General features: G+C 71.0%; 12 protein-coding genes. 4 read left to right on the top strand and 8 right to left on the bottom strand.

The window, feature by feature from the left end:
- Nucleotides 1–17: 17 nt before the first annotated feature.
- The 5 genes from AB0O28_RS31485 to AB0O28_RS31465 all read right to left on the bottom strand — a co-directional run bounded on the left by AB0O28_RS31485 (nucleotide 18) and on the right by AB0O28_RS31465 (nucleotide 5,914).
- Complete coding sequence (locus tag AB0O28_RS31485) at nucleotides 18–1,037, bottom strand: ABC transporter ATP-binding protein (protein WP_363646196.1); 1,020 nt, start codon at nucleotides 1,035–1,037, stop codon at nucleotides 18–20.
- Nucleotides 1,034–2,074, bottom strand: a complete 1,041-nt coding sequence (locus AB0O28_RS31480) for an ABC transporter ATP-binding protein (protein WP_363646195.1) — start codon at nucleotides 2,072–2,074, stop codon at nucleotides 1,034–1,036. Before AB0O28_RS31480 ends, AB0O28_RS31485 begins: the two co-directional genes overlap by 4 nt.
- 2 nt (nucleotides 2,075–2,076) lie before the next feature.
- Nucleotides 2,077–2,985 carry an ABC transporter permease gene (locus AB0O28_RS31475; protein WP_363646194.1) on the bottom strand — a complete coding sequence of 303 codons (909 nt, stop codon included), beginning with the start codon at nucleotides 2,983–2,985 and terminating at the stop codon, nucleotides 2,077–2,079.
- 103 nt (nucleotides 2,986–3,088) lie between these two features.
- Nucleotides 3,089–4,096, bottom strand: a complete 1,008-nt coding sequence (locus tag AB0O28_RS31470; protein ID WP_363646193.1) for an ABC transporter permease — start codon at nucleotides 4,094–4,096, stop codon at nucleotides 3,089–3,091.
- A 3-nt stretch (nucleotides 4,097–4,099) separates the two neighbouring features.
- On the bottom strand, nucleotides 4,100–5,914 hold the full coding sequence (locus tag AB0O28_RS31465) for an ABC transporter substrate-binding protein (RefSeq protein ID WP_363646192.1): 1,815 nt from the start codon (nucleotides 5,912–5,914) through the stop codon (nucleotides 4,100–4,102).
- Between the two features lie 484 nt (nucleotides 5,915–6,398).
- Between AB0O28_RS31465 and AB0O28_RS31460 the strand changes: the two genes are divergently transcribed.
- Genes AB0O28_RS31460 through AB0O28_RS31450 form a run of 3 tightly spaced genes read left to right on the top strand, consistent with a single transcriptional unit; the run spans nucleotide 6,399 to nucleotide 9,255 of the window.
- Nucleotides 6,399–6,599 carry a hypothetical protein gene (locus AB0O28_RS31460; RefSeq protein WP_363646191.1) on the top strand — a complete coding sequence of 67 codons (201 nt, stop codon included), beginning with the start codon at nucleotides 6,399–6,401 and terminating at the stop codon, nucleotides 6,597–6,599.
- Nucleotides 6,600–6,601: 2 nt separating this feature from the next.
- The gene (locus tag AB0O28_RS31455; RefSeq protein ID WP_363646190.1) at nucleotides 6,602–7,720 is read left to right on the top strand and encodes a sulfite exporter TauE/SafE family protein; all 1,119 of its coding nucleotides are present in this window, start codon (nucleotides 6,602–6,604) and stop codon (nucleotides 7,718–7,720) included.
- A 59-nt stretch (nucleotides 7,721–7,779) separates the two neighbouring features.
- Nucleotides 7,780–9,255 carry a tetratricopeptide repeat protein gene (locus AB0O28_RS31450; RefSeq protein ID WP_363646189.1) on the top strand — a complete coding sequence of 492 codons (1,476 nt, stop codon included), beginning with the start codon at nucleotides 7,780–7,782 and terminating at the stop codon, nucleotides 9,253–9,255.
- 33 nt (nucleotides 9,256–9,288) lie between these two features.
- Here the strand turns inward: AB0O28_RS31450 and ald are convergent, their stop codons facing one another.
- A complete protein-coding gene (gene ald, locus AB0O28_RS31445) occupies nucleotides 9,289–10,404 on the bottom strand; it encodes an alanine dehydrogenase (protein WP_363646188.1) in 1,116 nt (371 codons plus the stop codon).
- Nucleotides 10,405–10,471: 67 nt separating this feature from the next.
- Nucleotides 10,472–11,854 carry an aspartate aminotransferase family protein gene (locus AB0O28_RS31440; RefSeq protein ID WP_363646187.1) on the bottom strand — a complete coding sequence of 461 codons (1,383 nt, stop codon included), beginning with the start codon at nucleotides 11,852–11,854 and terminating at the stop codon, nucleotides 10,472–10,474.
- Between the two features lie 195 nt (nucleotides 11,855–12,049).
- Here AB0O28_RS31440 and AB0O28_RS31435 point away from each other — a divergent pair, with 195 nt between their 5' ends.
- Nucleotides 12,050–13,450, top strand: coding sequence for a M20/M25/M40 family metallo-hydrolase (locus AB0O28_RS31435; protein WP_363646186.1), 1,401 nt, complete (start codon nucleotides 12,050–12,052; stop codon nucleotides 13,448–13,450).
- 131 nt (nucleotides 13,451–13,581) lie between these two features.
- Here the strand turns inward: AB0O28_RS31435 and AB0O28_RS31430 are convergent.
- A partial coding sequence (locus AB0O28_RS31430) for a pectate lyase (protein ID WP_363646185.1) occupies nucleotides 13,582–14,433 on the bottom strand: 852 nt, incomplete at its 5' end.

Here is a 14,433-nt window from a genome sequence, read left to right as displayed (position 1 = left end):
TCTCCTCACCCGGTGGCTCACCGGCGGCTCATCGGCACGGCGACCACGCTGCGGCGCTCGGGATGGAAGCAGGCGTGCTCCTGCGGCATGTCGCCGTCGTGGCGGCCGAGCGCGGGCCGCTCGCGTTCGCACCGCTCGGTCCGGAACGGGCAGCGCGGCGCGAACAGGCAGCCCCCCATGTGGTCGCCCGGGTGTTCCCCCGGCGCCTCCACCGGCACGACGCGCTGCTCGCCCGGCGATTCCAGGCCGTGCAGCACCGGGATCGCCGACAGCAGCGCCTGCGTGTAGGGGTGCACCGGAGCCGCGATGACGGTCTCGACCGGGCCGCGTTCCACCACCTGACCGCGGTAGATGACGTACAGCTCGCCGTCGGTGCCGATGTAGCGGGCGGTCGCCACGTCGTGGGTGATGAACAGCACGCTCACCCCGAGCCGCTCGCGCAGGTCCTTCAGCAGCGCGAGGATGCCCAGGCGCAGCGACACGTCGATCATCGAAACGGCCTCGTCGGCGACCAGGACCTCGGGGTCGACCGTGAGCGCGCGGGCGATCACCACACGCTGGCGCATGCCGCCCGACAGCTGGTGCGGGTAGCGCGGCAGCACGTAGCCCGGGTCGAGCCCGACCAGGCCGAGCAGTTCCCCGGCCCGCTCGTCCGCCCACGAGCGCGGGCGGCCGGTCTGCCCCGCCCGCAGCGCGAGCGGCGCGGCCAGCGCCTGGTGGATCGTGCGCGCCGGGTTCAGCGCGGAGTACGGATCCTGGTGGATCAGCTGGATCCGGCGGAAGTACGGCTGCCGCCTGCGGTGGCTCAGCGACGACATCGCCACGCCGTCGATGACGATCTCCCCGGAGTCGCAGGTCTCCAGTCCCGCGATGATCCGCCCGAGTGTGGTCTTGCCACAGCCCGACTCGCCGATGAAGGAGACGGCCCCGCCCTTCGGGATCGCGAAGTCCACACCGCGCAGCGCCGGGACCTCCCTGGCACCGAGGACCCCGCCACGCTGCCGGAACGTCTTCGTGATGCCGACCCCGACGATCATGCCTGGTCCTCCCCCGTCGCGGCGGCCACGGCCGGCCTGTCCCCGTCGTCGTTCCGTACGGCATGGCAGGCCGCCGACCGGGAGCCCCGGGTGACGACGGGCGGGGTGCCGGTCTCGCACACGTCCATGCGCAGCGGGCAGCGCTCGCGGAACACGCATCCGCCGGCCGGGACGCCGGCCAGCGTCGGCGGGCGTCCCGGCAGGGCCCGCGCCTCGGCGATGTCGCCGACGAGACGCGGGATGGCCCCGAGCAGTCCCCGTGTGTACGGGTGGCTCGCCCCGGCCAGCACCTCGCGGGTCGGTCCCTGCTCGACGATGCGCCCGCCGTACATGACGGCGAGCCGGTCGGCGATCTCGGCGACCACCCCGAGGTCGTGGGTGATGACGAGCGTGGTGAGCCCCCGCTCGGCGTGCACCTCCCTGACGATGCGCAGGATCGTCGCCTGCGTGATCATGTCGAGGGCGGTCGTGGGCTCGTCCAGCACGACGAGGCGGGCGTTCAGCACCAGGGCCAGCATGACGCCGACCCGCTGGCGCATGCCACCGGACAGTTCGTGCTGATAGGAGTCGAGCACCCGGGCGCCGTCCAGGCCCATCCGGCCGAGCAGGCCGCGGGCGTCCGCCAGCAGTCCGCGCGGGTCCTCGACGCCGTGGGAACGTCCGAGGTCGAGCACCTGCTTGCCGACCGTCTTGAGCGGGTTGAGGGAGTTCTGCGCCGCCTGGAAGACGTACCCGACGTGCCGTCCGCGCGCCTGGCGCAACCCCTCGCCGCCGAGTGCCACAACGTCGCCGAGGCCGTCGATTTCGACGCTGCCCGCCGCGATCCTGCCGGGCGGTTGCACGGCGTTGAGCAGCGACAGCGCGAGCGTGGACTTGCCCGAGCCCGACTCGCCGACGACACCGGTGATCGTGCCGGGCGCGAGCTCGAGGTCGACGCCGGACACCGCCGGCAGCTCGCCGGCCGGGGTGCGGTAGACCACGGTCAGCCCGCGGATCCGCACGCCGGGAGGACCGGGATGGCTCTGCTCGGGAGTCACGCTCACTCCTCCCGCAGCCGGGGGTTGAAGATCTCGTCCATGGCGTCCACGACCAGCACGATGCCGAGCGTGAGCAGCAGGATCGCCAGCAGCGGCGCCAGCAGATACGGCAGCGCGGCCGTCGTGGTCAGCGCGCCGCCGCCGAAGACGGCGAGGTTGAGCATCACGCCCCAGTTGTTCGCCTCGAACGGCAGCACGCCCAGGAAGAACAGGCCCACCTGCGCGTAGACCGCGCCGGTCACCGCGATGAGCGCGTTCATCGCGATGTACGGAGCCATACCGGGCAGCAGCTCCCTGCCGACGATGTGCGTCGTGGACAGGCCGAGCCCCCGGGCGGCCTCGATGAAGCCGCGCTCCCGCAACGACAGCGTCTGCGCGCGCACGGCCCGGGCCACCCCGCCCCAGCCGAGCAGCCCGAGCACCAGGCCCATCTCGACGGCGCCGGTGAACTTCCACACCGTCGACAGCACCAGCAGCAGCGGCAGCCCCGGGACCGTGAGCTTCATGTCGGTGAACCGCATGAGCACCGTGTCCCAGCGGCCCCGCCGGAACCCGGCGAACAGCCCGACGCCCGCGCCGACCACGACCGTGATCACCGCCGTCACGACGGCGGTCAGCAGGACGTACCGGGAGCCGGTGACGACGAGGGCGAGCACGTCCGTGCCCTCGAAGTCGGTGCCGAACGGATGCCGCAGGCTCGGCGCGGCGTAGAGCGCGCTCGTGTCGCGCGGCAGCGGGTCGAGATAGAGCATCGGCCCGAAGATCCCCATGAAGGCGAACACCGCGAGGATCACCGCCCCGGCCATCCGGCTCGGCTTGCGCCGCATGACCCGCCAGACGCCGCGCCAGAAGTTGCGCCGGATCGCCGCGGCGCCCCCTGCCCCCGCCTCCGGCAGGATCGTGCTCGTCATGCAACCCCCTCGCCTGACGGCTCAGGGTGGCGTCGTGCCGGAGGCGCGCAGGTGACCCTGCCGCGCAGCTCGCTGTGTTCACTGATTCGCTCGCTTCGCTCGCTCATGCCGCCTCCCCTCCGCTGCGCACCCGGGGGTCGATGACCGTGTAGAGCAGGTCGGCGGCGATGTTCGCGACGACGACCGCCGTCGTGATGAGCAGGAACGCCCCGCCCATCAGCGAGTAGTCGCGGTTGTTGATGCTGTCGATGAGCATCAGCCCCAGGCCCGGATAGTTGAAGATGCGCTCGATGAAGATCGCGCCGCCGAACAGCAGACCCAGCGAGAGCGCCAGGATCGTGAACAGCGGCAGGATGGCGTTGCGCGCCACGTAGCGGAAGATGATCGACCGCTTCATCCCGCGCAGCTCGGCGGCCAGAATGAAATCGTCGCCGAGCACGGTGACCACGCTCGACTTCATCGCGAGGATCCAGCCGCCGTAGCCGGCCAGCGCGTACGTGACGACCGGCAGGGTGGCGTGCTGGACCAGCGAGCCGATGTAGTCGGCGGTGAGGCCGGGGTCGATCACGATGTCGGCCGTACCCCCGGCGGGGAGGATCGGGATCAGCGTGGTGAAGATCGCCCCCAGCAGCAGCGCCAGCACGTACTGCGGGACGCCGTGCAGCAGCGATCCGGAGATCGCGAGGAGGTCGCCCAGCACACCGGTCCGCTTGATCGCCGCGTAGACGCCCATGACGACGCCGACGAGGAAGCTCAGCAGCGTTCCGGCGAGCACCGGGATCACGGTCCACTTGGCGGCCGAGAACAGCACGGTGGACACGCCGGCGCCGGGCACCGACAGCGACTGCCCGAGGTCGAGGTGGGCCAGCCCGCCCATGTAATCGAGGTACTGCTCCCACAGGCTGCCCTTCGGCGTGAAGCCGTACAACACCTCGACCGCGCGCTGCGCGGCGTCGGGGGCCATGCCCTGCTCGACGAGCTTCTGGTAGCGGGCGGCGAGCGGGTCGCCGGGAACGCTCCTGATGATCAGGAAGCTGATCGTCGTGACGACCAGGATCATGACGAACCCGCGGGCCACATGGCCCGCGAGCCGCCGCAGGAGAACCGCCATCGGCTACTGCTTCTTCTTGATCAGGCCGAGCTGGATCCAGACGCCGGAGGGCTGGCGCAGCAGGTCGCTGTCGTCTTCGGGGAAGCCGGTGAAGCGGTTGGTGCTGACGAACTGCGTGTTCACGTAGTCCCAGAGCTGGATCACCGGGAGGTCCTGGTTGGCCGCCTTGGCGAGCTTGGCGATGACGGCCTTCTGCTCGTCGCCGCCGACGCTGTTCAGCTGGGAGGTCAGCTCACCGGGGTTGACCGCGCCGACACCCTCGACGTCGATCGTCTCGGGGCCGCCCATCCAGTTGCCGTCCTTGCCGGGGGCCGAGTGCTTGACCTTGCCGCCGAGGATGTTCCAGCCGTTGGAGGTGCCGTACAGGCGCTGGAAGATGTTGTACGGCGCGGGGCCGAGCGCGATGAGCCAGAAGCCCAGGTCGTACTTGCCCTCGTTGAGCTCCGACAGGTAGAGCGGATAGTCGGCGGTGGTCACCACCTCGGCGTCCACGCCGGCCGTGGTGAGCTGGCTGGTGATGGCCTTGGCCGCGGAGACCCAGTCGGAGAACGGCGCCGGAACGTGGATGGTGATTTTCCACGGCTTGCCGTCGGCCATCGCCCACTTGCCGTCCTTCTTCTGGAGGCCGGCCTCCGTGAACTCCTTGTCCGCCTTGGCCGGGTCAAGCTTGTACGGCTCCAGCGCGTCGAGCCCGGCGCCGAGCCACTCCCTGGCTGCCTTCTGATGAATGCCCGAGGTGGTCACGGCCGCCGTGCCGCCCTCGGGAGAGGCGATCCGCGTGACCTCCTCACGGTTGATCAGGTAGGCCAGCCCGCGCCGCACGTGCACGTTGTCGTACGGCTTCTTCGCCTGGTTGAACGCCAGCGAGACGGCCACCGGGGAGTAGCCCTTGACGACCTGGTTGCCCGGCGTCGCCTTGATGCGCTTCATCACGTCGGCGGGCACCGCGGTGAACGGCGCGTTGTCGAGCGTGCCGGAGGTCAGATAGTTCCAGATCTGCTCGTTTCCGGTGGTGTTGAGCAGCTTGAGCTGGTCGGGCGCGACGTTGGCGGCGTTGTAGAAGTTCGTGTTCTTCACCAGCAGCGCCTCGCCGGGGTTCATCCGCTTCAGGACGAACGGCCCGGCCGACACGTCCTGCGGCGGGGCGAACGCGAGCACCTTCTCCGACAGCGCCTTGACCTGCCCGCGCGCCGCCTCCGCCTCGGGGCCGTCTCCGCGGGCGGCCTCGAGCGTGTCCCAGAAGTCGGCGGGGACGACGCTCTGCCACACGTGCTTGGGCACCACGAAGGCGTCCATGACCCCGCGCACGAACGTGACGCTGGGGTTCTTCATGTCCTGAGTGATCTTGATGGTCGTGTCGTCGACCACTTCGACGTCCGATGCGGCGCCGGCCGCGCCGGGGTCGACCGCGAAGGCGGTGCTGCCCTGGGTGTAGGCCAGCGCGATGGAGAACTTCACGTCCTCGGCGGTCACGGGCCGCCCGTCGGACCACTTGTTGCCCGGCTGCAGGTGAAGGGTGATGGAGGAGTTGTCCGGCGCGATGTCCCAGCTCGCCGCGATGCCCGGATAGAACTGGTTGGGGTCGGTGAGGGTGTTCTTCGCCCAGGCGATCCTCATCGCGTTGTAGCCCCAGAACGCGTTGCCCTTGGGGTTCCACGGGTTGATCGGCGCGTTGACGTCGAGCGACGGCTTGTTGAGATCGACCGTGGTGTAGACGCCGCCACCGCCGCCTGTGGAGTTCCCGTTCGTGCCGCCGCCGCTGCAGGCGGCGACGGCGGCGAGGCCGAGCAACGCCACGACCGCTGTCAGACGTTTCATTGACCGCTCCGGGGGGTTGTTCTGATGCGGATCTTGTCCGGACCTTACGCGGCGGCCCAAGCGCAGGTCAATAATCTGCAAAACTCGTGAGGGTTCTGCAACTTTCCTTCATCGAGATCGCGGCGAAACCGAGCGCGCACGCGGGTTACCGATCAATGCTGCAGAGACCGGATCGTTAACCCGAACGGGAGCAGCCCCGGCGCTAGCTGCGCTGCCAATCAACGTTCGCCGAGGTGGAGGGAGCGGAGCGGAAGGGAGCGAGGACCACAGCGAAGGCCCAGCGGAGCGGGCTTCGCGAGGACCGGAGCTTCTTTCCGGCGCAGTGACCGATCCGGCCAAGGTTCGTCGACGCCCCACCATGCAGGCCATGCGCCCGCCGGAAGTGGCGCTCTTCTCTCCACCCGGCCAGCGAACTGTTACTGGTCGCCCCCATGCGATCACATTACGTTGCGAGCAAAGGCCCCGCCCTACGAGGAGGACTGGCGTGAAGTCCATCGCCCGATTCTGTGGCAACTGCAGCTGCGGCTGCCCCGAGCTGTTCGTGGACGCCTCCGCCCCGGCAGAGCGTCAGGTCGTCATCACCGACGACTTCGGCCAGAAGGTGGAGATGAGCCTCGACCAGCTCGGCTCGCTGGTGGAGGCGGCGAAGACCGGCGCGCTCGACGGCCTCGCGCTCACCGGCTGACCGTGAACCCGGCCGCCCTGTTCGCCGGGGGGCTCGCCGCCGGCCTGGCCGCGGGCACGGCGTCGTGCGCCGCGGTCCAGGGCGGCCTCCTCATCGGCCTCGTCTCCCCCTCCGGACATACGCACGGCCCTGGCCCGTCTCGCGCCCTCCCCCCGGTGGCCGCGTTCCTGACCGGCAGGTTCGCCGCGCACACCGCCCTCGGGGCGCTGCTCGGGCTGGCGGGCGCGATCGTGCGGATCGGCCCGCGCACCCGGGCGGCGCTGCTCGTCGCCGCCGGGACCGCGGTGGTCGTGCTCGCCGTACGGATGCTCCGCCGGCGCCGCGACACGGGCTGCGCATCGGCAAGGGGCACGCCCGCCGCGGAGTGCGGCCACCCGCCGGGACACGCGTCCGCGGGCGGCGGGCACGGACACGATCACGTCCCGCGAGGCAGCGCACCCGGTCACGCGGTGACCGCCCCCGCCGGCCTCCCGGGCACAGCCGGGCGGGGCGGCGCGCGCTCCCCCACGCTCGCACGGGCGGCGGCACTGGGCATGGCCACGATCTTCGTACCCTGCGGCGTCACGGTCGGCATGGAGGTCGTGGCCGTCTCGGCGGGTTCGGCGCTCGGGGGCGCGGCCGCGCTCGCGGGGCTCGCCCTCGGCACGGCTCCCACCCTGGCCGCCCTCGGCCTGCTGGTGCGCACGCTCGCCTCTACCCGGTGGGCCGCCCTCGCGGGGGTCGCGGCCATGGCCGCCGGGCTCTTCACCGCCGGTTCCGGCCTGCGGCTCGGCGGCTGGCTGCCGGACTTCCCACCGGTGCAGTTCGGCTCCCCCGCCTCCGCGGCGGGACGCGCCCTCACCGGGACGGACGGCGTTCAGCGGCTCACGATCTGGGCGACCGCCGAGGGTTTCCGGCCCGGCGTCGCCGTCGCCTCCGCCGGCCGGCCCGTCGAGATCGCCTTCAGGACGAAGGACAACCGGGGCTGCACGCGTACGCTCGCGATCGACGACCGCGACCTCGTGCTTCCCGTGACGGGCGAACGCGTGGTACGGCTCGCGGCCCGTCCGGAGGGGCGGCTGCGCTACGCCTGCGGGATGGGAATGTACGTGGGCTTCATCAGGTTCGAGCGCGTCCCCTGACACCAACGTCTTCCCAATAACACTCCGTGACGACTCGGTTACGTGTCACCCTGTCTCCCATGACACTAGTGGGAGCGACGGAGGCGACAGCGTGGCCCGGGTTACCGGTCCCGCGTACCCCTGAACCCCTGGATCCGGCCGAGGCGAACCTGGTCGACAGGGCCCGATGCGGCGACCGCGACGCGGCGCACCGGCTGGGCCGGCTGTGCGCGGAGCGCGACGACCGACTGGGCGCCCGGCACTGGTGGGAACGGGCGGCGCGGGCGGGCAACGTCGACAGCGCCTACAACCTGGGGCTGTGGCACCGCACACACGGGACGACCGAGGAGGCCATCGGCTGGTTCGAACTGGCCGCAGGCACCGGCGACGCGGACGCGGCGACGAATCTGGCCTCCCTGCTGCTGGAGCGGCGTGGCGACACCGACGGAGCGCGCACGTGGTTCGAGCGGGCGGCCGAGGACGGCTCCCGTCACGCGGCCCGGCGGCTGGCCCTGCTGTGCGAGGACCAGGGCGACGGCATGGGCGCCCGGCGCTGGCACTTCAGGGCGGCCCTGGACGGCGACCTGCGCTCGGCCCACGACCTGGGTTTCCTCGGCTACGCCGCGGGCGACGAGGCCGAGGCGCTGCACTGGTGGGAGTACGCGGCGCGAGGCGGCCACGCGGAGGCCGCCTACGACATGGCCCTGCTCCTGCACACGGCCCGCGACGAGAAGGGCGCGGCGGCGTTCTACCGCCTCGCCGCCCGCGCCGACCACCCCGGCGCGGCCTTCCGGCTCGGCGACCTGGCCCTGTGCCGGGGCGACCTGCCCACGGCGCGTGCCTGCTTCGAGCGGGCGGCGCGGACCGGGCGGCCGGACGCACGCAGAATGGCCGGCCTCGCCTGCACCCGGATGGACGACAAACCGGCGGCCGCCCACTGGTACGGGCAGGCCGCGGCCGATGACCCCGAGGCCGCCTTCCGCTTCGGGCTGCTGCTCGTCGCGGAGCACAACGACCTGAAGGGCGCGCGCCACTGGTTCAGACGGGCGGCCGAGCGCGGACACCATGGCGCCATGGTCGAACTGCGGATGCTGCTGCCCCTGCTCGGCGCTTCCCCGGAGGCCGAGGAATGCCTGCTCGACCCGCCCCCGCCGTACTGGAGCAGGCCCGCGGAACCCGCGCAGGCCGCACGCGCCGAACTCGCCGTCGCGGCGGCGCGCAGACGCGGCGACGCGGCGGCGGAGCCCGCGGACCTGGTCGAGATCCTCGGCACGTGGGATCTGGTCACCGGGGAGCTCGGCGGCCTGCCCTGTCTCGACCTCCCGATCGGGGCGTCATCCGCCGCACCCGACGCGGACGCGGCCGTCCCCGCGGACATCCTGGGATGGCTCGCACGGGCGAGCGGGCTGCACCGGGCCGCGATCGAGCATCTCGCCCTGGTGCGAGCCACGCTGCTGCGGCCGGGCACGGCCCCGTGGCCCACACCTGCCGAGGTCGAGCACGTGCTCGGCACCGCGAGGAATCTGCGCGGCCGTCTCGAGCTCGGTCGTGTCTGACGAACCCGGTTCGCCAGACACTCCCGCGTGCGGTCAGGCGGCGAGGATCTCCGCGACCGGCGTGTACGACAGGTCGTGCGCCGCCGCGACCGGCTCGTTGGTGAGCACGCCGGCGTGGGTGTTGAGGCCCAGGCCGAGCGCCTCGTCGCCGCGCAGCGCGTCCTTCCAGCCCTTGTCGGCGAGCCTGACGGCATAGGGCAGGGTCGCGTTCGTTAAGGCGTAGGTGGAGGTGTTGGCCACCGAGCCCGGCATGTTCGCCACGCAGTAGAACACCGACTCGTGCACCCGGAACGTCGGGTCGTCGTGCGTGGTCGGGCGGGAGTCCTCGAAACAGCCGCCCTGGTCGATGGCGATGTCGACGAGCACGGAGCCCGGCTTCATGCGGGAGACCAGCTCGTTGGAGACGAGCGTCGGGGCCTTCGCGCCCGGGATGAGGACGGCGCCGACGACCAGGTCGGCCTCGAGCACGGCCCGCTCGATCGCGTACTGCGTCGAGACCAGCGTCTTCAGCCGGCCCTGGTAGACGGCGTCGATGAAGCGCAGCCGGTCGATGTTGATGTCGAGGATCGTCACGTCCGCGCCCATGCCGACGGCGATCTGCGCCGCGTTGAGGCCGGAGACACCGCCGCCGATCACGACGACCTTCGCCGGGGCCACGCCGGGCACCCCGCCGGGGAGCACACCGCGGCCGCCGTTGAAGCGCATCAGGTTGTACGCGCCGACCTGGGGCGCGAGCCGGCCCGCGACCTCCGACATCGGGGCCAGCAGCGGCAGCCCGTTGCCGACCTGGACGGTCTCGTACGCGATGGCGGTGGTGCCGGCCGCGAGCAGCGCGTCCGTGCAGGGCCGGGAGGCGGCCAGGTGGAGGTAGGTGAACAGGATCTGGTCCGCGCGGAGCCGGTGATACTCCTCCTCGACCGGCTCCTTGACCTTGAGAATCATCTCGGACTCGGCCCACACCTCATCGGCGGCGTCGACGAGCTTGGCGCCGGCGGCGAGGTACTCCTCGTCGGTGATGGAGGAGCCGAGGCCGGCGCCGCGCTGGACGCTGACCTCGTGGCCGTGACGGACGAGCTCGTGGACGCCGGCCGGGGTGGCGGCGACGCGGTATTCGTGGTTCTTGACCTCGGCGGGCACACCGATCTTCATGAGTTGTGTCCTTTCAGGCGGTCACTCGTCACGGTCGCCCCCTACCCGGCCGCACGAGCTCCATGGTCTACAGGCGGGCCCACGCCTCGGTGAGCACCGAACGGAGGATCGACTCGATCTCGTCGAACTCCTTGGGGCCGCAGATCAGCGGCGGGGCGAGCTGCACGACCGGGTCCCCACGGTCGTCCGCCCGGCAGTACAGGCCGGCGTCGAAGAGCGCCTTCGAGAGGAAGCCGCGCAGCATGCGCTCCGACTCCTCCTCGTTGAACGTCCGCTTGGTGGACTTGTCCTTGACCAGCTCGATCCCGTAGAAGTAGCCCGAGCCGCGGACGTCGCCGACGATCGGCAGGTCCAGCAGCCGGTCGAGGGTCGCCTTGAACACCGGCTCGTTGGCCGTGACGTGCTCAAGCAGGCCCTCCCGCTCGAAGATGTCGAGGTTGGCCAGGGCGACGGCGGCCGACACCGGATGGCCGCCGAAGGTGTAGCCGTGCGCGAAGGTCTCGGTGCCGTGCTTGAACGGCTCGAACAGCCGCTCCGAGGCGATCATCGCGCCGATGGGCGAATAACCGCTGGTCAGGCCCTTGGCGCAGGTGATGATGTCCGGCACGTAGTCGAACTTCTGGCCGCCGAACATCGTGCCCAGGCGGCCGAAGGCGCAGATGACCTCGTCCGACACGAGCAGCACGTCGTGGGCGTCGCAGATCTCGCGCAGACGCCGGAAGTATCCGGGGGGCGGCGGGAAGCAGCCGCCGGCGTTCTGCACCGGCTCGACGAAGACGGCGGCCACGGTGTCCGGGCCCTCCATCTCGATGGCCTTGCCGATCTGGTCGGCGGCCCAGCGGCCGAACGCCTCGGCGTCCTTCTCCAGGCCGGGGAAGCCGGAGATCTCGTCGGCGCGGTAGAGGTTCGTGTTGGGGGCCTTGATCGCGCCCGGCACCAGCGGCTCGAAGACCTGCTTGAGCGCCGGGATGCCGGTGATCGACAGCGCGCCCTGCGGGGTGCCGTGGTAGGCGATGGCCCGGCTGACGACCTTGGTCTTCAGCGGCTTGCCCTTGAGCTTGTAGTACTGCTTGGCCAGCTTCCAGGCCGACTCGACGGCCTCACCGCCGCCGGTGGTGAAGAAGACGCGATTCAGGTCGCCGGGGGTGAGCTCCGCGAGCCGCGCGGCGAGCTCGGCGGCCTTCGGGTGCGCGTACGACCACAGCGGGAAGAACGCGAGCTCCTGGGCCTGCTTGGCGGCGGCCTCGGCCAGTTCGGCGCGGCCGTGGCCCACCTGGACCACGAACAGTCCGGCCAGGCCGTCGAGGTACCGCTTGCCGTGGATGTCGTAGATGTAGGCGCCCTCGCCGCGCACGATCATGGGCACCTCCCCTCCCTCGTAGGAGGAGTGGCGCGTGAAGTGCATCCAGAGATTGTCGTGTGCGGCCTTGAGAACGTCGGGGCGCGTCATCGCAACCTTCCCTCAGGTGATCTGTCGCTGTGGACAGTGTGCACGCCACTTCCGCGTTTTGCCAAGTGATTGCGTAGCTCCAATGTGCAAGAAGTTCGGATTCCGCTACATCGACATGTAACGGCAACGAAATCCGTCACGGTAGATTGAGGCCGTCAAGACGTGGGAGATGGGCCCGCCACACCCTGTGGTCAAATGGGGTCGACCCAGCCGGGAAGATCCACGTACATCGGGGAGAACGCCGTGACACCAGAGGAGATCGAGCGCGCCGTCGAGGAGGGCATGCCGCAGACGGTCGAGGACCTCAGACGCCTGGTCGCCATCCCGTCCGTCGCGTTCCCCGGCCACTCCGAGGTCCCGGTCCTGGAGGCCGCGGCGCTCGTGGAGCGGCTGCTGCGCGCCGCCGGTCTCCCGCACGTCCGGCAGATCCCGATCGAGGGCAGCTTTCCCGCGGTGTTCGCCGAGGCGCCGGCTCCGGACGGGGCCCCGACCGTGCTGCTCTACGCGCACTACGACGTGCAGCCCGCGGGCGACCTCGCCCTGTGGCGCACCCCGCCGTTCGAGCCCACGGTCGTCGACGGGATCATGTACGGCCGGGGCGCGGCCGACGACAAGAGCGGTGTCATCACCCACGTGTCCGCGCTGCGCGCCTTCAACGGCCGGTTCCCGGTCGGCGTGAAGGTCATCGTCGAGGGCCAGGAGGAGTACGCCGGCGAGCGCCTGGAGGCGTTCGTCGAGGCCAACCCCGACCTGCTGCGCGCCGACGCCATGGTCATCGCCGACGTCGGCAACCCTCAGGTGGGCGACCCTTCTCTTACCACGTCGCTGCGCGGCATGGCGGCGTTCACCGTCGAGGTGCGCACCCTCGCCGAGGCCCTGCACAGCGGCGCGTTCGGCGGCGCCGCCCCCGACGCGCTGGCCGCGCTCATGCGCATGCTGACCGCTCTGCACGACGACCAGGGGAACGTCCGGGTGCCCGGCCTCGAATCGGGGGTCTTCCCCGGCACGGCTCCTTCCGAGGAGGAGTTCCGTGCGCTCGCCGGGGTGCTCGACGGCGTGTCGCTGGTCGGCGGGGGCTCGCTCGCCGACCGGCTTTGGGCGTCGTACGCGATCACGGTGACCGGGCTCGACGTGCCGACCGTGACCGGGGCGATCAACGCGGTTCAGGCGGTGGCCCGGGCCCGCGTCACGGTCCGCATCCCCGCCGGCGGGAACGCGAGGCAGGCGTTGAACGACGTGACGGCCTTCCTGGAGAAGGTCGCACCGTGGGGGGTCAAGGTCTCCTTCGGCGACTTCGTCAGCGGCTCCGGCTTCCAGATCGAGCCGGGCGGGCCGGCCATGAACGCCGCGGAGCGGGCGCTGGAGCGCGCCTTCGGCCGGGCGCCGCGCCAGGTCGGCCAGGGCGGCTCGATCCCGCTGGTGGCGGCCCTCGCCCGGCAGTTCCCCAAGGCCGAGATCCTGCTGTACGGCGCCGAGGACGACGGCGCCTCGATCCACGCGCCCAACGAGCGGGTGGTGCTGGAGGAGCTGCGCCGCATCATCACGACCGAGGCGCTGTTCCTCGCCGACTACGGCGGCTGGCACGGCGCGGCCTGAGCGTGCCCGGCCGCGGGGACATCGGTTGAAGAACGCGGAAGGCCCGGTGGCCGGGGGGACCACCGGGCCTTCCGTCTTTCCCGCACCGCCGTCACACCTGGTCCCGGGGACCCCGGGGCCGGCCGGCGCGCTTACTGGTAGTGGATGTCGGAGGAGCTGTAGATGCAGTTCGTCCCGTCGGCGCCGCTACCGATCTCGGTCGGCTCGCTGCCCTTCGGCACGCCCTTGTACTTCAGGCACACGATCATCTTGTGGTTGGGGTCGTTCTTGATCGTGATGTTCGAGAAGCGCGCGGTGTCGCCCCAGTTGGTGTTGATACCCGCGAGCGCCTTGCCGGGGTAGGTCGCCACGATGTTCGACATCTGGACGTGCCGCTGGTAGGAGTTCGTGCAGTTGCCGCAGGCGCGGTAGAGCTTCCCGAAGTTGTCCACCTGGAAGTTCTTGATGATCATCGTACCGGGGCCGTTGTGCTGGAACACCTTGTCCGAGGCGCTCTTCGCACCGCCGCCGTCGATGGTCATGACCTGCGACGACGAGCTGCCCAGCAGGGTCGCGGCGTCCTCGCCGACGTCCTCCCACCAGACGTTCTGCAGTGTGCAGCTGCCCAGGCAATGGATGCCGTCCGCGCCGGGCGAGCCGATGATGACGTTCTTGAGCGTCGCGCCGCCGGCCAGCTCGAAGATCGGCTTCTGACTCTCGCTCTGCCCGCCGTCACCCATGCTTCCGCTGGCGTAGTAGCGCTTCAGGCCGCCGTCCATGGTGCCGGAGACGCTGATCGTGCTGGTGACCGCCTGCGAGCCCTGGGGGCTGGGCCAGCCCGACGGCGGCGTCGGATTGGTGGTCGGGCTGCTCGTCGGCGTGACGGTGGGAGTCGACGACGGCTGGGACCCGGCCGGCTGGAGGGTCCACTGCTTGGTGGCGGCCGAGTCGCAGGAGTTCTGCTGTGCCAGGGCGCCTGAAGACGTCGAGTTGTCCTTGGTGTT

The sequence above is a fragment of the Microbispora sp. NPDC088329 genome (assembly GCF_040685655.1).
Lineage (GTDB): Bacteria > Actinomycetota > Actinomycetes > Streptosporangiales > Streptosporangiaceae > Microbispora.
This window is presented reverse-complemented; position numbering and strand designations above follow the sequence as displayed.

Bases quoted from the DNA above. Each gene is read 5' to 3' on its own strand.
- AB0O28_RS31485 (WP_363646196.1), bottom strand. From the start codon at position 1,037: ATGATCGTCGGGGTCGGCATCACGAAGACGTTCCGGCAGCGTGGCGGG.
- AB0O28_RS31475 (WP_363646194.1), bottom strand. From the start codon at position 2,985: ATGACGAGCACGATCCTGCCGGAGGCGGGGGCAGGGGGCGCCGCGGCG.
- AB0O28_RS31470 (WP_363646193.1), bottom strand. From the start codon at position 4,096: ATGGCGGTTCTCCTGCGGCGGCTCGCGGGCCATGTGGCCCGCGGGTTC.
- AB0O28_RS31465 (WP_363646192.1), bottom strand. From the start codon at position 5,914: ATGAAACGTCTGACAGCGGTCGTGGCGTTGCTCGGCCTCGCCGCCGTC.
- AB0O28_RS31450 (WP_363646189.1), top strand. From the start codon at position 7,780: ATGACACTAGTGGGAGCGACGGAGGCGACAGCGTGGCCCGGGTTACCG.
- ald (WP_363646188.1), bottom strand. From the start codon at position 10,404: ATGAAGATCGGTGTGCCCGCCGAGGTCAAGAACCACGAATACCGCGTC.
- AB0O28_RS31440 (WP_363646187.1), bottom strand. From the start codon at position 11,854: ATGACGCGCCCCGACGTTCTCAAGGCCGCACACGACAATCTCTGGATG.
- AB0O28_RS31435 (WP_363646186.1), top strand. From the start codon at position 12,050: ATGGGGTCGACCCAGCCGGGAAGATCCACGTACATCGGGGAGAACGCC.